Source organism: Burkholderia sp. AU39826, assembly GCF_020419965.1.
Taxonomy (GTDB): domain Bacteria; phylum Pseudomonadota; class Gammaproteobacteria; order Burkholderiales; family Burkholderiaceae; genus Burkholderia; species Burkholderia semiarida.
In genome coordinates this window covers 118,735-137,611 of the sequence record NZ_JAIZQG010000016.1, presented here as the reverse complement: position 1 = coordinate 137,611, position 18,877 = coordinate 118,735, and the positions used below count along the sequence as shown (strand labels likewise).

Annotated in this window: 14 protein-coding genes; 5 read left to right on the top strand and 9 right to left on the bottom strand. The window is 65.7% G+C overall.

Annotated features, from left to right (window positions below):
• Nucleotides 1-6: 6 nt before the first annotated feature.
• The 4 genes from LGM42_RS24105 (at nucleotide 7) to LGM42_RS24090 (ending at nucleotide 2,121) form a co-directional block, all read left to right on the top strand.
• The gene (locus tag LGM42_RS24105; protein ID WP_226233397.1) at nucleotides 7-522 is read left to right on the top strand and encodes a hypothetical protein; all 516 of its coding nucleotides are present in this window, start codon (nucleotides 7-9) and stop codon (nucleotides 520-522) included.
• Nucleotides 461-1,153: a chemotaxis protein CheW gene (locus tag LGM42_RS24100; RefSeq protein WP_226233396.1), complete on the top strand. Its 693-nt coding sequence runs from the start codon at nucleotides 461-463 to the stop codon at nucleotides 1,151-1,153. Before LGM42_RS24105 ends, LGM42_RS24100 begins: the two co-directional genes overlap by 62 nt.
• A 14-nt stretch (nucleotides 1,154-1,167) precedes the next feature.
• Nucleotides 1,168-1,563, top strand: a complete 396-nt coding sequence (locus LGM42_RS24095) for a hypothetical protein (RefSeq protein ID WP_226233394.1) — start codon at nucleotides 1,168-1,170, stop codon at nucleotides 1,561-1,563.
• 288 nt (nucleotides 1,564-1,851) lie between these two features.
• Nucleotides 1,852-2,121 (top strand): hypothetical protein, encoded by a 270-nt coding sequence (locus tag LGM42_RS24090; RefSeq protein ID WP_226233392.1) that lies wholly within the window; start codon nucleotides 1,852-1,854, stop codon nucleotides 2,119-2,121.
• Nucleotides 2,122-2,194: 73 nt separating this feature from the next.
• On the opposite strand, the gene LGM42_RS24085 is transcribed toward LGM42_RS24090, so the two are convergent.
• Nucleotides 2,195-3,763: a methyl-accepting chemotaxis protein gene (locus LGM42_RS24085; RefSeq protein WP_226233428.1), complete on the bottom strand. Its 1,569-nt coding sequence runs from the start codon at nucleotides 3,761-3,763 to the stop codon at nucleotides 2,195-2,197.
• A gap of 519 nt (nucleotides 3,764-4,282) precedes the next feature.
• On the opposite strand from LGM42_RS24085, the gene LGM42_RS24080 reads away from it, so the two are divergent.
• Nucleotides 4,283-4,699: a hypothetical protein gene (locus tag LGM42_RS24080; protein WP_226233390.1), complete on the top strand. Its 417-nt coding sequence runs from the start codon at nucleotides 4,283-4,285 to the stop codon at nucleotides 4,697-4,699.
• Here the strand turns inward: LGM42_RS24080 and LGM42_RS24075 are convergent.
• From LGM42_RS24075 to LGM42_RS24040, 8 genes are all read right to left on the bottom strand, one after another.
• Nucleotides 4,661-5,575, bottom strand: coding sequence for an endo alpha-1,4 polygalactosaminidase (locus LGM42_RS24075; protein WP_319001460.1), 915 nt, complete (start codon nucleotides 5,573-5,575; stop codon nucleotides 4,661-4,663). The genes LGM42_RS24080 and LGM42_RS24075 overlap by 39 nt on opposite strands.
• Nucleotides 5,576-5,641: 66 nt before the next feature.
• The gene (gene pelG / locus LGM42_RS24070; protein WP_226233389.1) at nucleotides 5,642-7,015 is read right to left on the bottom strand and encodes an exopolysaccharide Pel transporter PelG; all 1,374 of its coding nucleotides are present in this window, start codon (nucleotides 7,013-7,015) and stop codon (nucleotides 5,642-5,644) included.
• Nucleotides 7,015-8,661: a GT4 family glycosyltransferase PelF gene (pelF, locus tag LGM42_RS24065; RefSeq protein WP_226233388.1), complete on the bottom strand. Its 1,647-nt coding sequence runs from the start codon at nucleotides 8,659-8,661 to the stop codon at nucleotides 7,015-7,017. Before pelF ends, pelG begins: the two co-directional genes overlap by 1 nt.
• Nucleotides 8,658-9,692, bottom strand: a complete 1,035-nt coding sequence (locus LGM42_RS24060) for a hypothetical protein (RefSeq protein WP_226233387.1) — start codon at nucleotides 9,690-9,692, stop codon at nucleotides 8,658-8,660. The genes pelF and LGM42_RS24060 overlap by 4 nt, the downstream gene beginning before the upstream one ends.
• Nucleotides 9,693-9,756: 64 nt before the next feature.
• The gene (locus LGM42_RS24055; RefSeq protein ID WP_226233386.1) at nucleotides 9,757-11,217 is read right to left on the bottom strand and encodes a PelD GGDEF domain-containing protein; all 1,461 of its coding nucleotides are present in this window, start codon (nucleotides 11,215-11,217) and stop codon (nucleotides 9,757-9,759) included.
• Nucleotides 11,218-11,251: 34 nt separating this feature from the next.
• Nucleotides 11,252-11,839 carry a penicillin-binding protein activator LpoB gene (locus LGM42_RS24050; RefSeq protein WP_226233385.1) on the bottom strand — a complete coding sequence of 196 codons (588 nt, stop codon included), beginning with the start codon at nucleotides 11,837-11,839 and terminating at the stop codon, nucleotides 11,252-11,254.
• An 81-nt stretch (nucleotides 11,840-11,920) separates the two neighbouring features.
• A complete protein-coding gene (locus LGM42_RS24045; RefSeq protein ID WP_226233384.1) occupies nucleotides 11,921-16,048 on the bottom strand; it encodes a tetratricopeptide repeat protein in 4,128 nt (1,375 codons plus the stop codon).
• Nucleotides 16,038-18,812: a sugar ABC transporter gene (locus LGM42_RS24040; protein ID WP_413227425.1), complete on the bottom strand. Its 2,775-nt coding sequence runs from the start codon at nucleotides 18,810-18,812 to the stop codon at nucleotides 16,038-16,040. Before LGM42_RS24040 ends, LGM42_RS24045 begins: the two co-directional genes overlap by 11 nt.
• Between the last annotated feature and the right edge of the window lie 65 nt (nucleotides 18,813-18,877).

Here is an 18,877-nt window from a genome sequence, read left to right as displayed (position 1 = left end):
CATGCCATGACAGAACCCAAAACGACCGTATCGGATGCGCCGCTCTGCGACGACGATGAAGAAACCGTCGCACCGGTGCCCACCACGTCCCTGCGCGGCGATGAGGAGAACGGTATCGAGATCGCGTTTCAGACGCGCCTGATCGAGCTCGCTGCCGCGGTGGTCACCGCTTGTGCCCGCGCAACCAGTCGCAGTGTCGAGGAAGCGGCAGCCGAAGTGAGCCGGCTCGTACAGCGTGCGCCAGATGAAGCGAAAGCAATCGAGGGCCAGCCTGCCCCCTCCGCGCAGGAAATTCGTGTCGACGCGCCTCTCGCCGACGACTCCATCCGCATGACGATCCAGGCCGCCGGCACGGCGGCGCGGGCGGCAGGCACCGCAGACCGGTTCGCCACGACATCCGCGAACAGCACAGCGGCCTCGAGCAGATCGACGACACGATCCCTCTGGCAGGCGCGGTCTCATGGCCGAACACGGCATGGATGGAAGAGGCGGTGGTCGGCTCGAAGCCCGTCGAATCCTTGATCGCGACGAGAACGACATCCTCGCATGTGTGAGCGCATGCGACGGTCAACTGAAAATGCCATTCGATTCGGCACGAACCATCCATTTTCTGGAGCATGACATGACGCAAGCAGTTGACATCGCGGCGAGCACACCCGTATGCGATAGCGCCGGCGACGCGACCACGCAGGTATTTGTCGCTTTCGTGCTCGGCGACGACGAATACGGCATCGATATCATGAGTGTCCGCGAAATTCGCCCTTATGTAGAACCGACGCCCGCCGCCGATGCGCCGCCGTTCGTCAGAGGCACGATCGACCTGCGCGGCCTCGTCATGCCGATCGTCGATTTGCGCATGACGTTCTCGCTGGACCCCATCGGCGCCACCGTACCGACCGCCATCATCGTACTCAACGGTGCAGAACAGGCGATCGGCCTGATCGTCGACTCGGTGAGCAGCGTCGTCGATGTCGCTCTCTCTACCCGCCGCCCGGCGCCGGAAGCCCGGACCGCGATGCAAACGGAACTCGTCACGGGCCTCGCCACCTATGAAGGAGACGACGGCGAACAGATGCTGGCCCTGCTCGACATCGATCGACTGATGGAAACGATCGATGTCGGCGCGCGCTGGAACCGTCCTAGCGGAGCCTGATCGACATTCAAACGATGACGAAAGACACGCAACGGCCGCCGGTATGGCGGCCCATCGAGTTTTTGCCGATCCTGTTCTATCTGGTCGACGCTCAACTGGACGAAGCCCGCGCGACCTTCGACAAATTGACCCGGCACACCGCGGAAGGACGCATGCCGGACCATGCGATGCACAAGCGAGTCAGGCATCACTACACCCATCAACGGAAGCTGTTGCCGATTCAATACGAGCAACTCATGCGTTGGCAATGGGAAGCCACGACTGCGGAGCAACGGGACATGTTGACGCGGGTCGGTGCGCGCGCCGACCACCTCGCCGCGCTGTACGATTCGATCATCGCGTGGCTCGACGAATCGTCCCGGGCAATATCCGGTGTCAAGCAGCCGAACGATTCATCGACGCTCGCCTGACCTCGATTCGAGCCCTCCCTTTCCAAACTATTTCGGTTGATTGCCAATAATAAAACAACACCCACTTCACCCGCGATCGGCGTCCAATTTGTTGACGCCAGTGTATCGATTGATTGACACATCTGATTTCGCGCTGCCGGCAATGCCTTGCCCGGCATAGGCCTTGATGTGGCACGTCGCTTGCATATTTCGCGCGAACAGGAGGCGGTCAATGCAACGGCGGACGTAGTCGAAAGCGGGCTGGATAGTGCGGAGAAATACCGTAGGGTTTTCACACAGGTGCCAAGGATGAACATGCAACCGATCGAGAGCACGCTACCCGTTTTGACGGATGCGGGCACGTTGCAATTTTCCGCGTATGGATTGGGTTGGGGATATCGTTCGTTTTCGTTATTGCGCGAGACGGTCCGCGCGTGCCTCGGCGCCCGGGATACGAGCGAACAGCAGATTCTGCTGGCCTTCGAACTGAACCGGCACCGGATTCTTCGCGCGGTCGGACCATGCTCGGAGATGCCGTATCGAGGCGAGACCATCCCCGTTCCGGTCGAGAATCTGTAGGGGCCTAGGGCGTGAACACGCCCTAGGCGCCCCCTCGCGTCGACTTCCGGCGGAGCACCGAGATTCGAGTCCGTCAGTGCGCGAGCGCGCGTCCCACCCTGAATACTCCGACCACCTCGCGCAACGTGATGGCTTGCTGCGCCATCGCCTGCGCGGCTGCCGATGCCTGCTCCACGAGCGCCGCGTTCTGCTGCGTGACCGAGTCCATCTGGCCCACGGCGACGTTGACCTGCTCGATACCCGTTCCCTGTTCGTCCGACGCCGATGCAATTTCATTCATGATGTCGGTCACTCGCCGCACGGACTGCACGATATCCGACATCGTCGCGCCCGCGCGTTCGACCTGCTGGGACCCCTGCGCCACGCTCTCCACCGAACCCGTGATCAGGTCCTTGACTTCCTTGGCCGCGTTCGCGCTGCGTTGCGCCAACGTGCGCACTTCGCCGGCCACCACCGCAAATCCGCGACCCTGCTCGCCCGCACGCGCGGCCTCGACTGCTGCGTTCAGCGCGAGAATGTTCGTCTGGAACGCAATCCCTTCGATCACGGTAATGATTTCGGCAACCTTGCCCGAACTGCTCGAAATCGCGCGCATGGAGTCGACCACCTGGTTCACCACTTCGCCGCCGCGTACCGCGACCTCGCAGGCGCTGCCCGCAAGCGCATTCGCCTGCCTGGCGTTTTCCGTATTCTGACGAACCGTCGCGGTCAACTGCTCCATGCTGGCCGCCGTTTCCTCGAGTGAAGCCGCCTGCTCTTCCGTTCGCTGCGACAGATCCAGGTTCCCCTGCGCAATTTCGCCGGCCGACGTCGTGATCGATTCCGCGGTCGACTGAATTTCCGACACGATGCCGCTCAGTTGCCGCCGCATCGATTCGAGCGACGCCATCAGGCTGCCGCGATCGTTCGGCGCGACCGGCACGGGTGCTTCGAGATTGCCTTCGGCAATCCGCCCGGCCACGACCGCGGCGTCGGCGGGCTCGCCGCCCAGCGACCGCATGATTCCGCGCGTGATGACGGTTCCCAGCACGATCGCGAGGATGACGGTGATGACGCCTGCTGCCGCGAGCGTCAACTTGGTCAACGCGGTCAAGCTCGCCACGTCCCCTGAACGCTGATCGAGCAGCGACTGCTCGGCCTCGTTCAGTTCGGCGGCCACGGCGCGATAGCGATCCATGAACTGCTTGTCGTCGCCCTGCTTGAAGTAGTCGATCAGCACGTTGGCGGGCTGCGTACCGGCATTGACGTCACGCCGCATGGCGATCAGCTTGTCGTCGATCTCCGCCACCTTCCGATGCATGTCGCGCAGTGTCTCGAGACGACGCTGTTGCGCTGCATTGTCCGCCGTGAGGCTGCGCACGACATCGAGCGACGTGGCGAACTGCTTGAGGCCGGCCTTGTAGGGCTCCAGAAACCGGTCATCCCCCGAGGCCACGTAGCCGCGCACCCCTGTCTCCATGTTGACCATGCTGGTCAGCATGTCGTCGTTCGCTCGCAGCACCTGGTAACTATGAACGTTCCAGCCGTTCGCCTGGTTCAGCTTCAGAAAATTGACGATCGAGATCGCGCTGCCGATCAACGATATGAGTACGACGATACCGAATGCTGCGCCCAGCTTCCTGCCGACTGTCATGGAGCCCATGCTTACTTTCCCCCGTGTGTTGTTGTTCGCTATGTCGGCACGCAAGCAACCTTACTGTAATGGTCGCACTCGCAGACGGAAGAGACATTTCTCAAGATGGTCGGATATATCGGTTGGCTTGCCCCGACACGCAGCCGCCTCAGGTGACTATCCGTCCTCGCAAACGATCAGGGGCGTATTATCTTTTTATCGATTTCCGCGAAAAACATTGCGTCGGGCGTGATGGAAATGCTGGACGTTCTCGTCATCGGGGAAACGGGAACCGGCAAGGCGGTCGCGGCCGGGGTTCTCCCTGTCGTGCCGTCGCGTACGGATTTCCATACACCGGTGTCACGATCCGTTGACACACGGGTTGCAGCACTGCCCGCAAACCCTTGCCGGAACGAGCGGACCAAATGGCATACCGATTGCGTATATTGCGCGGTCGATGTCGGCCCAGGGCGTTCAATATCGGCTCCCGCAGCGTGATGGCCTCTCGACACAGATCGACAAAACAGTCATCCCGGCGGATTTCGAACGATGAACGACACCACGCGACAAGCGCCGATATGGCGACCGATCCAGTTTTTGCCGACCTTCCTTTATTTGTTCGACGCTCAACTGGACGAAGCGCGTGGGATACAGGTCAAACTCGTCACGCACAAAATGGAGCCGCACGTTCTGGATGGCGCGATGCTTGGACGAATCCGGCATTACTACGCGCGGCAACGGAAAACGTTACCGATTCAGGACGAGCAGTTCATGCGCTGGCAAGCAGAAGCCACGACCGCAGAGCAGCGAGAAATGCTCGCTCGCGTCAGTGTGCACGCAGACGAACTCTCCCGGCTGTTCAATTCGATCATTGCGGCAATCGACGCGCTGTCTCGAGATGCGCTCGACAGCAGTAGGCCGAATGCGTCAACCGCCGCCCAACCTCGCATCGCGGCATCGCCATGATGCCGTCGCATCGGGGCCCGTGCCGACGGTGCGCAACGCTCCATCGGTCACGTACGGAATGAGACCCGTCGCGCGAATCTTCGCGGCGATCGTGCTGCGGCACGCCGCGTCGTCCGGCGCGCAATAGTCGATCGAGATGACCGGTAGCGCGTAGCGCGCTTCAATCGCCTTTGCTTGCGCGAGCAGCCAGTCTCGATCCGCTGCAGGGACAGCGCCGTAACGCCGGTTGCGCTGATCCCAATTGCCGAACAGCGATTCGAATGCAACCGCGGCGACCGCGTCGTGCACCTTCGGCAAGATCTCGAAGCCGCGGTTCAGGATCAGTTGCGCAGTCGGATAGCGCGATTTCGCGGCGCGGATCACCGCAACCAGGCCGGCCTCCTGCTTCGCGCGCGCCGCTTCCGTCTTCGCGACGAGCTGGTATGAATCCAGCGTATCGAAAAAGAAACCGCGGTAACCGCGCGCCCACAGCGGGGCGATCACCTGTTCGACGAAAAATGACGGCCACCCCGGCGCCGACTGATCGACGACCGCCGACGCCCATGTCGTATTACGCCCGAACAACCACTGTTTCGGCATCCTGCGCGCATAGTCGCGCTCATGCGTGACCTCGCCGACGCTCACATAGGCGAACCACGCAGGGCGCCGCACGTCTTGCGCACGTGGATCGAAGCCGCTGTCGGGTTCGATTACCGCGATATCGAATTTTTCCAGCTGGCGAACCGGCACGTCGTTGCCGTAGAAAAACGCGACGGCGTGCGGACGCATCGCATCGGCCGGATCGCACGCGTCAGGCGACGATACGGGCGGTGCGGGCTGCGCACGCCCTGCCGGCCCGTCCAGCGCGCCGATGATGACGAATACGATGACAGCCACGGACGACGCGGCCGCCCTCATCGGCGTCCTGCGCGACGGACGAATGCGGAATGAAAACATATCCCCTCAATGACGCAACATATGGGTTTCGTATTCGAGGCGGCCGAACTTGCGGTCGAGCAGCAGCACCGCCGCGACATCGAGAATGAGCAGCGCAAGCGCAAAGCCGTAGCCGTATGCATCCGGCGTCATCCATAGCGTGATGCCGGTCAGCACGCCGTTGAGCGCGACGAAAGCCGCCGACAACGCCACGACCAGCCGGCGCGCGTCGAGATAGAAGAATACGTTCAGCAAACCCAACAGCAGCACCTGCAGACTCGCGGCGATCACGTCGACGAGCAGAAGCGGAAGGTACAGCGTCGAGATATGCAGGGCCGCCAGCAGCCAGTGACCGAATGCGACGATCAGCACCAGCACGGCGGCCTGCACCTTGATGATTTCATACAGCCCGGCGCGCACGCTGCCGACCATCATGTCGCGCATGTCGTTGATGTGCCGCAGCGTCGCACCGCTGCGCACGGCTTCGTAGAACGCATCGTAATACTCGACGAAGTCCGCCTCGATGCGCACCAGGAACGTCGCCATCCCGGGCATCACGCAAACGTACGCGATGAACACGGGAATGTCGTAGATCACCGATGCATGCAACGGCCCGATCACCTGCGAGCCCGTGCCCGGTGCATACCAGAACATGAACTTGTCGAGCCATACGCCGAGATTGAACAGCAGCCCGACGAGCGCGAGCGTCGGATACGCGAAGCGCCGGTCGAGCATGTCGAACGAGACGAAGCGATCGCTGCGGTAGTTTCGGTAGATCAACCCCGAAAGCCCGGTAAGCAGGACGAGATGCCCGGCGACGAAACCGCCGAGCAGGCCGCAGATGCCCTGCCGGTTCAGCAGCAGCGCGAACGCGACCGTGCAGCCATATCCGACCAGGAATACAGCAAGAATCTGCCGATACTGCTTCACGCTCGACAAAAAGATCACCGCGATCCAGATGTTGCTGACGATGACGAATCCCGCGACCATCAGCAGCCGATACAGCAGCGGCTCGCCGCGAAATCCCGACGCCACCGCGATGAAGCCGACGCATCCCGATGCCGCCGTGGCAATCAGCGCCACACCGTTATAGTTCGACAGCACGAGATCGTCGCGCTTCTCGAACAGCCGGTCGGAGATGAAGCGCGTGAACGACAATTGCAGCGGCCCGGTCAGAATCAGACTGCACGCGATCAGGTAAGTCACCGACACCTGAAACTGGACGATCGCGTATTTGGGTATCACGAATGCGACGCTCATCACGCCGATGATCAGAATGCCGAATATCGACAGAATCAGCGGCCCGGAGCTGATCAGCCCCGCATACGCGTATGCGCGTGCGACGCCGAAGAGCGTCTGTTGCCGCAGGATCTTGCGCAACTCGAAGCCAATGCCGGCCATCAGCGGCCCTCCTTGCGCGAGACGGATGCAGCCACGCCCGCACCCGCATGGTGCACCGGGCAGCCGGCTTCGAACGGCCGCCCGCGACACATCCGGTCGGGGGCGATCGCGAGCGCATCGTACAACGCCCGATACCGGTCGATCATCTGCGCACGCGTGTAGAAGCGTCGGACCCGGGAGAGGCCGGCTTGCTGCGCGGCCTGCCAGCGCTGCGCGTCGCCGAGCAGGTCGAGCGCCGCCTGCGCGAACGCGGCCGGATTCGCGATCGGCACGACCGCACCGGCGGGCCCGAACGCGCGGTCGTCCTCTCCGAGCCCTTCGATCAGTTGCCGGCACGACCCGACGTCCGTGGTAATCGACGGCACGCCGGCCGCGAAGCCTTCGAGCACGACGAGCGGGAGCGCCTCGCTGATCGACGTCAGCGCGATCACGTCGACTTTCGGCAAAATGTCGTGAATCCGCTGGAAGCCGAGAAAGCGCACCGTCGTCGCGAGCCCGAGGCTTTGCGCGAGCGCCCGGCATTCCAGCGCATACGCGGGATCCTCTTCTTCCGGCCCGACGATCCAGCCTTCGATTTCCGGCATCGTCCGCGATGCGATGAACATCGCGCGGACGAACGTCTTGATGTCCTTGATCGGCACCACACGGCCGATCAGCGCGACGACGCGGCGCGGGCCGTCGTCCCGCTTGTCCAGCAGCGGCGCGAAGCCGTCCACGTCGACGCCGTTCGGAATGTTGCGCGTCCGGGCGGCATCGGCGCCGTCGGCGATCTGACGGTGTCGATTGGCCTCGTAGAGCGCGACGATCTCGTCGGCCGCGTCGTATGCGAGCTTGCCGAGCGCTTCGAAGAAACGCACCCACAGCGCGCGGAAATAGCTGATCGTCGATACGTCCCGCTCGAACGCGCCCCGGTTGTCGCGGATCCACTCGCTTTGCAGCAGATCGATCTTGCGTTCCTTGGTATAGATGCCGTGCTCGGAAACGAGCAGCGGCCGGCCCGTGCGGTAATGCAACAGCGCACCGAGAAAGCCCGCATAACCCGTCGATACGGTGTGATAGACGCGCGCCGGCGGCAGCCCGCGTGCGATCCGCGCAAGCTGCCACAGCGGCTTGTGCATGATCCGCACCGTCCAGAAGTAGTCGGTGAAGGAAGGGTCGGTGCAGTAGCGGTGATAACGCTCGACGATGAAGTCCCACGCCGCGCGGCTGGTGGAAAACTGCTGCTCGTTCAGCGGTCCGTCGTCGCCGATCAGTTGGACCAGGTCAGCCATCAGCGCAGCCGGGTTCGCCGCGACGCCGTCCGTACCCAGCCCGCGCCACGCATCGTGCAGTGCAGCCGAACGCTTGAACGCTTCGGGGTCGCCGGGAATCTCCCGTGCGCCGCCCGTATCGGCAGGCACGTCGCCATACAGGTAATGGGATTCGAAGTGGACGACGTTGTCGGGCAACGCGTATGCGGCGCCATGATAGTCGTCTTCCCGGCTGCCGATGAACACGATCGCGAAATGCTTGTTCGGGTATGCACGAATCATCTCGTTGACCCAGCTCGATACGCCACCTCGCACATACGGGAACGTGCCTTCGAGCAGCAGGCAGACGTCGATCGCGGTCGACGGGCCGGCACGGCGGTGAATGGACGGTTTCATGACGACCAGTAACGAACGACGGGATTGAGAACGGGCAGCGCGGCCGCGTTGCCGAGCGACGCGAGCAGCTCGGCCGCACGCGAATACTCGCCGCGCAGAAAGGCGGCCTCCGCAAGCCACGGCACGAGACGCTCGCGCGGAAAGCCCCATTCGAGCGCGCGGCTCATGTATCGCACGGCTGCGTCCGCGTCGCCGGTCGCGAGGGCGAGGCGGCCGCGAACGAGCCACATTGCTGCGTCGCCTTCGTCGATCGCGAGCGCGGCCTGCGCGTGGCGATCGGCCTGTTCGCGTGTATGCCCCTGCACCGCCCCGAGCACGAGATTCTGATAGACCAGCTCGAAGTACAGCTCGGCAAGCCGGCGATGGGTCGCGTGGCGCGTTGCGTCGTCTTGGGCGGCGTCGAGCGTCTGCTGCGCGCGGAAGATGTTCTGCGCGATCTCGTTCTCGGCGCGGTCGAGCGTACCGTATGCAATGAGCCGCACGTCTTCGAGAGGATCGGCGAGCAGATCGCGCAGCAGCGTGCCGGTCGTGCGCGTCGGCATGCTCTGGATCGCCACCAGCGCGGAAAGACGATCCGACGCGGCCACCCGCGTATTCACGAGACGCGCCTGCAGACGCGCGCCGCCGCCGGGCGAGACGCGCGACACGAGATAGGTGACGAATTCGGGCAAAGGCACGTCGGCGTATGCGTCGTCTTCCTGCTTCGCGGGCCAGCAAGCCGCCCACACGCCACTCGCCAGCACGACGAGGCCGCCGCCGACGGGCACGAACGTACAGGCGAGCCAGAGCGCCGCGAGCGTCCCATTGCGCGGCGTTCGGTAACGTTGCGGCAGCAACCGCCGGTACAGCACCGCCTGCGCCGCGCCGCCTGCCACCATCGCGCCGAACACGGCCCACAGCGGGTCAACCGGCGGTGCGGGCGCGGGCATCGCCGCCCCCGCCTCGGCGAACCCGTCGAGCTGCGCGAGCACGGCATACTGTAGCGCCGCGACGATCGCAATGCCGACGCACGACGCGAGTGCAGCCAGCATCGACGCCGGCGGCACCCGTAACGCGCGCCGCCCAAGACCGGGTGACCACGAACCGGATCGCAGCCTACACATGAATGCCGCTTCCCTTCAGCAGGCGCTGCAATGCCGGCCCCGGTTCGAGGCTGCCCAGATGCAGCGTATGCACGCCGATCCGCGCGCCTTCGAGATCGAGACCGAACTGCGCCGCGAGGCTCGCCTCGATGCGTGCGAGATAGCCGTCGACGCCGGCCGTATCGGTCGCCGGCATCAGGTTCACGAGCACCGATTGCGTCGGCGTCCTCAGCGGCCATATGAGATCGAGTGAACGGCGCCCGCGCATCACATGCTCGAACAGCGAATCGTCCGCCTCGTCGTGCTGGAACACGAGCGCGACCAGCGACGATGCGATCCCCGACTCGCGCTGCAGGCGCGTCAGACGCGCGATGTCGAGCGCGAATTCGTACGGGCATGCCGGTACTGCCGCCACCACGTCGCGCACGCACGCCGCATGCTCGACGCCGTCCGCGTAATAACCGAGCAGCACCAGCAGCAGTTGCAGATTGTCGAAGTTCAGCGACAGAAACGGCATGCGCTTGATCGCGAGCAACGCGATCAAGCGGCCGTCGGCGCACACGACCGGCGCGGCGACCAGCAGCGCCGTATTCGGCGCCACGTCGCCGCTGCTCTTCGGATGGGCGATGCACTTCGTCTCGAGCGCGCGGGCCACGAGGCCGTCGCGCGGGTCGAAATCGAATGCATCGCCGAGCCGCGCAACCGGTTCGCACACGATTCTGGGCGAGTTCGTCGTGCCTCCGACCGGATACAGCGCCGCCACCTCGATCTGACACGCCTGTGCGACGAACTCGAGCAGCGCGTGCGCACCGGGTAGCCGCACCTTGCTCGCCGCGCCCTGCGCCGGCGCATCGAATCCGTGTGCGAGCGACAGACGGCGCAGTTCGGTGATCGAATCCCGCAGCGTGGTCGGCTTCGACAGCAGATCCTTCTCCAGCCGCTCGTGCGACAGACGCATCAGGTAGTGGCTCTTCGTGATCGCGACGAGCCGATCGTTCAGATAGTCGCTGAGCGCGTTCGCCCGATTCGCGCGAGCACCCCACGTGTCGCCGAAATGGCCGACGACGATCGTCTGCAGCAACCCGCCGGCGAAGCGCTGCGCCGGCCACGCGGCGCCCGCCGCGGCAGGATGCAGGTGGGCGACGCATTGCCATGCACCGATCATCAGCGCGTTCGCGAGCAGCCCGAGCAGCGTCCCGTAACGCAGCGCGACGATGAGCGGACCGAACCACAGCCACGGAAAATCCGCACGCAGCAGCAGTGGATCGCTCGGGTCGAAGTGCCATGCAAGCGCAAGCACGATCAGCATGAACACGATCGTTTCCACGACCGATATCGGCCGTGCGGCGGCAGGCGCGACGAGACGGCGTAGCGCGCTCAGATGGCCGAACGGATTCGTCTGGCGCGATCGCAGCGACGCCGGCGCCGGGCCCTTTCCGCCGTGACGGTTGCCGGTAGCGTTCGCGGCGCTCATGGCCGTCCCCCGGCCCGGTCGTGTCGGGCGCGCATCACGAGCGCGGCCGCAACGGCGCGAGCAGGCGGCCGACCAGCGCATTCGCGACGCTCGACAGGCTCGAACGGCTCCAGCCGCTGCGCGTGCCCGCCGCGCTCCAGACGACCCGGCCCGACTCGACGTCGACGAGTTCGAAGGTCAGGCCCGCGACCGGCTCGCCGTCGACGCCCACCTTGTAGCGCCACTCCTCGACGGCGCCGGCCAGCACGTACTTCACGCGATGCTCGCGTGCCCATGCGAGCCGGCGCTCGCCCGTGTCGCGCTGCGCGGTGTCGAACATCGCGTTGCCGTCGCCGTCGGCCGGCGCGAGACGCACGTCGGCCAAACCGTTCGCACGCAATACGGTCGCCGCGAGCGCCGCGGCGCTCCCGCCCGCCGCGGGCGTTTCGGTGAAGTTCGCAATCGGCGCGATCGCCACTGCATCGCTGGCCGCGAGCGTCGGCGCCGCGGTCTGTCGCATCGAGCCGCAGCCGGCGAGCACCACCGTCGACAGCGCGATCGCCGCGCCCCAGCGGACGAGCCGGGCTGCCTCCGCGCAGCGCAACCATCCGGACCGTACAGCCGCTTCGTTCATCTCGTTCATCGAACCACTCCCTACTCACTTTGTTGTATGCATCATCGTGTGCGTCGTTCCGTTCGCCCCGCGCCACGATGGAAACCGGAATCAATAAAGCCAGCGGTATTGCGCGCCGACCACCGTCACGGGCGTACCGAGGCGTGATACACGCTGATGCTCGATGAACAATGCGGCGTGATCCCCGCCGAGCACCGAACCCGCGATGCCGGCATCGATGGCCGCTCCGCCGCCCTGGATCGAATCGTGCACGACGCCGACCTCGAGAAACGGCCGCCACCGATGCGTGTACCGTTCGCGCAGATCGGTCCCGAACCCCGCGAACAATCCGTATTGCGTGTATGTGGCCGGCATGAAGTCTCCTGCGGAGGCCGATCGGCTCGCGGCGGGCAGAAGCGACGAAATCAGCGCGTCCGCCCGCCCCCCCGCACCATAATCGCCGTGCGTGCCGACAACGCGGATCGTATAGTCCGGGTACGCCGTACGAATTCGGTAGCTCAACTGCGCGGTCGACAGCACGCCGCTGCCGAGATAGGTGCGCGCCTGGCTGTAGAAGCGGTCCATCTCGACACGGCCGGACACCGTCACGCGTTCGTTCGCCTGCCAGCTTCCATCGGCGATCAGGTTGTCCTTCATCCCGCCGATACGCAACGTCGGCAGTTCGTCGGCGACCTGATCGCGGCCCGCGCGTATGCCGAACTGCAGTGGTCCGTTGCGTCCGAATTCCGCACCCAGTCCGATCGTATAGAAGGCGTCGAGTCCTTCGCGGCGGCCCGCACTCACCGTGAACGCGTCGTCACGCGTCTGCCGCCTGGCATGAACGACCAGCGAGCGGTCCGCCGACGGCACATTGACCAGTTGCAACGCGTCCGTCGATCGCTGGAGGTCCAGCGTGGCGGTCATGCCGATCAGGTAGTGCCCGGCGATCTTGCGGCTTGCCGCGATCGTCTGCTCGCTATAGTCGAGCGGATGTTCGGCGTAGCGTGTCACGGTCGCGTCGAGCGACTGAGGCCACGCGAGCGCGGTTTCGACGAAACGCCGATGCATTTCACTGTCATCGGGCGCGCCATCGAGGCCGTCGAACGCGAGCGCTTGCGCCGGACGGTCGACGGCTTCGGCCGCATCGATCCGGTCGTAGCGCGGCAGGTGCACGCCCTGATCGAGCAGACGCTCCATCGTCCCGATGTCGCCGTCGGCAAGCGCGACGGTCAATTGCGCGGACGCCGGCCGTGCGAACAGGTTCGCCGCCTGCAACGCGAGCCACCGCTTCGCAAGCGGATTCGCCTCGTGCGACAGCGCCCAGCTAATCGCCACCTCCTGCGCGACCGCGGCGTACGCACGGCGGTCTTTTTTCAGCATGTCCTGCGTCGATTTCGTGCTGCCCCGCGCCGACGATTCGAGCGGCGAAAGACCGTGTGCATCGCCGAGCAAGGTACGGCGTTCGCTGATGAAATCGGCAGCCGCCGAGCCGTCCTTCAGCAGTTCGTCGAGCAGCGCGACCGCGTGGTCGGCGTTCGAATATTGCGCAGCCAGATCGACGCCGCGGCTGCGCAGCTCCAGGCGTGTCTCGATGTCCTGCGATGTACGTGCCGGAACACCGCGTTGCATGGGTTGCGCGGCTTGCCGCTCCTGCGTCGTCCGTCGCAGCGGCGAGGACGGTGCATCGCGGTCCTGCGGCGTCTGCCGCGCCTGCGTCCGGCCGAATGCGCCGATCTGCAGCCACACCTTGCGACGAATCGACCACGCGAGATCCGGACGTCCCGCCATTTCCTGCGCATCGGCGTACGTGAGCAGCCACAGCGGATCGTGCGACATCATCACGGCCTGACGACGCAGATATTCGAGCGCATCGACGGGCCGGTTCAGGCGCAGTTCGGCCGCGGCATACGGTCCCCACAGCGGCGCGTCAGCCGAAGCCTTGTCGCGCCAGCGGTCGAGCGCCGCGCGCAACTCGGCATCCGTGCCGTAATCGACCAGCGTCCACAGCAGCGCCGCATCCAGATCCGCCGATGCGCCCGGCAGATCGACCGCACGCTGCAGATCGTGCAACGCATCGAGCGGACGGCCCGCTTGCCGTTCGTACTCGGCACGGACGCCGAGAAACCCCGGCGACGCCTCGGCTGCCTCGCGCTCGTGCGGCGTGAGGCTCGCGAGCAACGCGTCGATGCGTTCCATCGCACCGGCCGCGGTGTAGTAGTAAACCGCCTGCTGCAGCGCGCGCACGGTATGGTCGCGCCGGTAGCGCAGCGCCGAGATGCGGCCGGCGTCGATCGGGTACGCATCGTAGAAGTACGACATGTCGGCCAGATCGTCGGGCGTTGCCGCATCGCTCGCCAGCAGGTGACGATACGCGTCGTGCGCCGCGTCGTCGCGTTGCAGCAGGCGCGCCAGTTCGCCGTAGTTGCGCCAGAACGCCACCTCGCCGTCCTGCGCGTAACGGCTCGCGTTCGTCATTGCATCGAGCGCGCCCGCGTAGTCGCCGTCTCGGTAAAGGACGTTGGCGGTGTGCAGCGCGTAGCGCGGATTGCGCGGCTCGCGCCGTTGCAGCCGACGGTAGATCGCGAGCGCCTCGTCGTCGTGGCCGGCCCGTTCCGCGAGCGCACCGGCGCGTTCGTCGAGCGCGTTCGCTTCACGGCCGTGCGGCAGGCCGTCGAGGAATGCAATTGCGTCGTCCGGCCGCCCGAGGCGCTCATACGTTGCGGTGACGGAATCGACGAGCTTGAGATCGTCGGGCGTCGCCCGTGCCGCCCGCAGCAAAGCGGCCAGGTAGGCGTCGTCGTCGTCCAGCATCGGGGCGATGCGCCGAACATTCCGCCAGCCGACGGGGTCGCCCGTTTGTCGCGCATAGTCGAGCCACGACTTCAGCGCGAGCTGCGACGACCCGTTCCATTCGGCCACCGTCGCCAAGCGCTTGCGCCACAGCGCCGAATGCGGTTCCTTGGCGAGCTGCGCGAGCGCGACCTTCTGCGCATTGGCGGGATCTGCCGACTCCAGGAACGACTGATAGAGGAGATCGGCAACGTCGGACTTGTCGGCAGCCGGCGGCGATGGAAGTTGCACCGCTCCCGCGTGCTTCGATACCTGCGTCGCGGCGACGAAGCGCATCATTGCGTCGCGTCGTTGCAGCGAGACCTTCACGATGTGCGCCCGCGGTTGCGTCTGTGCGATGCGTTGCGCGTGGGCCGCATCGATGAACGGGCCGTGGCCGTCATGGCCTGCCCGGAGCTGCCGCGCGACGCTACCGCGACGTGCGCGGCCCCATACGACCGGGCCGTCCAGATACGCGTACGCCTGCGGCGTCGAACCCGATCCGTGAACCGCCGGCATGGCGAGCACGCGCCCCGCACGCCTGCTCCGATAGGCAATCCCGCCGATCCCCGCGCGCCGCGCCAACGCCTTCGCATACCGCTCGATCAGGTCCGGCCGCTGCGCCGCCCGTGCGAGATCGAGCAATGCGACGAGCGTCGGCTGATCGTCGATGAACGCGTCGTTCTGGCGCTGCGCAACCGCGATTGCATCGGCGGTCAGATTGCCGGCCTGCAGCACACGAATGCCCGCGACGAAGCAGCGTCGCTGCGCGCCGAGCGTCGTCGCGTTCTGCTGACGCCGGAACCAGCTGTCGGCCGCCTCCTTGTAGTCGCCGATCTGCAACGCATAGCGCGACACGTATCCGTCCCACGTATCGCGATGCACGGCGTCGCGTCGCGCGAGGCGCGCATAGAAACGCAGCGCGAGCGCGGGTGCACCGACCGATGCCGCGGATTGCGCGAGCCATTCGAGATCGCGATCGGACCAGTCGAGCGCGGCCGCGTCGGAAATCTGCCGGCGCAGCGCGGCAAGCACAGCGGAACGGCGCGGATCGTCGGGCTGCATCTCGTTCGTGCGTTGCTGCGCGATCGCGAGTTGCAGCTTCATCGCGGCCTGCCGCAGTGACGGGGAAGCCGCCTCGTCGATCCGTTGAACGACCCGCCCCGCATCCGCGAGCCGGCCCAGCGACACATATTGCTCACCGAGCATCGCCAGTAGCGCTTCGTCGCGCGGCCGCACTTTCAGCCACGCTTCGAGATACGCGGCACTCAGATCGCTCGGGGCGCCCACCGCGGCCATCCGCTCACGCAGCCCGCCATGCGGCGCAACCGCATAGCCGGCCAGCAGCACGACGCCGGCCAGCACCAGCACGAGCCATGGCGGCGCGATACGCGGGCGATTACCGGTCACACGCAATCTCGACCGACTGGTAGCGCATCGGCTGACGAACGTCGGCCGCCGTTTCGAAACGGAGAACCGTTCCGTCACGCCGTGCGTCGATCGGTCGGCCCGCGACGCGCACACGGCAGCGCTGCGCGTCGGCGAGTTCGACGAACGGCTGGTAGTAGCCGCCGAACTCGAACGACATCCCGTCCGCGGTACGGTGAAAATTCCGGACGAATCCGTTCGCTTGCACGATATACGGTGCCCCACCAGGGCCATGCGGTTGCGCTCCACCGCGCAATCCGTCCTGCGCTTCGCGCTCGAACACGACACGCGCCGCGCCGTCGGCAATATGGATATAGAGGCCGTCCGGGCCGGGCGCATAACCGGTCACGCCCTGCGATGCATGCAGGTCCGGCACGTCGTCGCGCGGCCAGTGCAACTCGCGCACGTCGCCGTTGCCACGCACGACCCATGCGCCGCCGGCCATTTCGCGCGCGACCGCGAAACCGCGCCAGTCCAGCACCTTGTGCGTGTAGTCGGTGATGTAGACGGGCAGCACCGGCTGCTTCAGCACGGTCGAGTAGATCTGGTCCAGCGCGCGCAGCGACGCGATCTTCGTGCCGCTGTACATGTGGTAGTACACGTCGATCGGTTTGAAGCGATACGGATGCTCCGTCATGTCATAGGTTTCGAGTACCTGCGTGAAACCATAAAACGGGCCCTGCCAGTTGTTCGTGTAAACGTTCTCGTCCTGGTCCGGCGCGTATACCTGGTACGCACCCGGCCCCTTGTCGACGCCAAGCGGCGCGATATGGGTCCAGCTGTTCACCGACTTGCGAATGATCGTGTCGCCGCCGTTGATGTTCTGCACGCCGGCCGCATAGGCCTTGCGCACGGCGATCGCAGGCGGCTCGCAGTCGCCCGGCCATTGCAGCACTTCCGTACGCTTGCCCGGCGGCGCGAGACGCGAGTCGATGTAGGCGATCGAGCCGGCGATCTCGCGGTCGAGATCGAACGCGTAGCCCGGGATATCCAGCGAGAACGCCGTGTCGCCGCCGTTGCCGCGCTCGACGTTGGTCCGGTGGTCGACGCGTGCGCCCGTCGTCGCATCGAGGTCGGCCATCTGGAACGGATGCGAGTACGTGTGCGAGCCGATCTGCACCCACGGTAGCGCGAACATCTGCCGCGCGAGCGCTTCGAGGCGCGGCGACAGTTTCGGATACAGGCCGGTCGGCCCCACTTCGCCTTCGATGACCGACAACGTCATCGGCACCTTGTAGTGCGTGAAGACACGTCGATAGAGTGCGTCTCCCGAATAATCGGCGCCGGGGAATTCCGCGCGCGATGCGTAGCCGTCGCCGTCGACGTGCGTCATGAACAGGCGCCGGCCGTTCTCGGTCGTGACGCTCGGCGACGGCATCCGCACGAGACGCAGCGCGTCGGTCACGAACGCGATCGGCTGGATCGCCCAACGCGTCTGCCCGATGCCGTTCAGCGAAACGACCGTGTACGGACTCAGCGTATAGCCGCCCCACGGCGTGATCGCGGCCGCGTCGACGTTCGTGCCGGCCGCCGCGAGCCGCAACAGCACGCGGCTGCGCGATCCGACGCGCATCCCGACGAGATCGCGCGCATCCGGCCTCGGATCGATCTCGAAGTGCATCATCGGATCGCGCGTCACGACGCTGAGCGGCGCCGTGAACGGGCCGGGCACCGGCTGCAGATCGAGTGCCGCGCCCTCTTCCTGCGCGGCGTCGAAACCGAACTTTCCCATGAAGGCGACCGGCACGTGATCCGCGATGCGTGCATCGATCCAGCGCCGCCATCTCGCGGGGTCGGCGGGCTCCGCGCCTTCGATCCAGGCGACGACGCCCGCGTAACGGTCCGGTGTGATATCGGCCGGCAGCGGCGCGTCGAGATCCGCGTATTCGACGTCGTAGCCGAGATAATTGAGCGGCATCGCGAGGTCGCGCACGCCGCGCGTTTCGTCCACGGGCGTATCGGCGTCGCGGTTCTGTACGATCAGCACCTTGCGCGGCAGCACTTCGATCGCACCGATGCCGACGACGTCACGGCCGGCGTCCGTCACGTACGGCGTTACGCCGGCCGCGACGACCTGAGCGGCCGTCGCGCGTGCACATGCCCGGTCGGTGCGCTCGCAAATCTCGAGCGACAACACCGGCACGTGCGTCTCACGCATGAAAGTCCGCGCCGCGTCGACGCGTGCGGCGCGGTCTGCGGCGGCGACGTCGCGTACCGTACCCACATCGTCGCCGTCCATGAAACCGCGTACCAGCGGCGGACCGAGCACCGCGTAAAGCACATTCGCATGCGATTGCGCCGCGCGCAGCGCATCGTGGCCGCCGACGATCACCCGCGCGTCAGGATAGGCCGCATGAATTGCCTCGCTCGATGCGATCGCCTCCGGCGTGTCGAGCAGGAAGCCACGATAACCGCGGGCCCACAGCGGCTCGATGCGTTGCGAGACAAACGCAGCCGGCCCAAGGGCCGAGCCCGACGCATCATGCGGTACGTGCGCGATCCAAACGGTATGCGCGAGCGGGTCCGTCGCCGGATCGAAGCCTCGGGCCGGATCGAGCACCACCGCGTCGAACGCTTGCAGCAGCGCCTCGGGGGGCTGCGCGCCGTCGAAAAACGCGACGTTCGTACGTGGCGCGCCCGGCGGGGATGGAACTGCCGGGGTATCGGCCGCCATGACGGGCAGCGAAACGAACGCAAGCGCCGCGATGCACAGGGTCGCGGCAACGCTGCCGCGGACAGCGAGCACGGAGGCCGTGCTTGCTCTGGGTGGGTGATTCAATTCGTGTCGTTCCGGACGTAAAGCAATGCCGG

Excerpts from the sequence above, each read along its gene's own strand:
- LGM42_RS24060 (WP_226233387.1), bottom strand. The coding sequence starts at position 9,692 with ATGCTGGCTGCACTCGCGTCGTGCGTCGGCATTGCGATCGTCGCGGCG.
- pelF (WP_226233388.1), bottom strand. The coding sequence starts at position 8,661 with ATGAAACCGTCCATTCACCGCCGTGCCGGCCCGTCGACCGCGATCGAC.
- LGM42_RS24050 (WP_226233385.1), bottom strand. The coding sequence starts at position 11,839 with ATGAACGAGATGAACGAAGCGGCTGTACGGTCCGGATGGTTGCGCTGC.
- pelG (WP_226233389.1), bottom strand. The coding sequence starts at position 7,015 with ATGGCCGGCATTGGCTTCGAGTTGCGCAAGATCCTGCGGCAACAGACG.
- LGM42_RS24080 (WP_226233390.1), top strand. The coding sequence starts at position 4,283 with ATGAACGACACCACGCGACAAGCGCCGATATGGCGACCGATCCAGTTT.
- LGM42_RS24100 (WP_226233396.1), top strand. The coding sequence starts at position 461 with ATGGCCGAACACGGCATGGATGGAAGAGGCGGTGGTCGGCTCGAAGCC.
- LGM42_RS24085 (WP_226233428.1), bottom strand. The coding sequence starts at position 3,763 with ATGGGCTCCATGACAGTCGGCAGGAAGCTGGGCGCAGCATTCGGTATC.
- LGM42_RS24095 (WP_226233394.1), top strand. The coding sequence starts at position 1,168 with ATGACGAAAGACACGCAACGGCCGCCGGTATGGCGGCCCATCGAGTTT.
- LGM42_RS24090 (WP_226233392.1), top strand. The coding sequence starts at position 1,852 with ATGAACATGCAACCGATCGAGAGCACGCTACCCGTTTTGACGGATGCG.
- LGM42_RS24055 (WP_226233386.1), bottom strand. The coding sequence starts at position 11,217 with ATGAGCGCCGCGAACGCTACCGGCAACCGTCACGGCGGAAAGGGCCCG.
- LGM42_RS24105 (WP_226233397.1), top strand. The coding sequence starts at position 7 with ATGACAGAACCCAAAACGACCGTATCGGATGCGCCGCTCTGCGACGAC.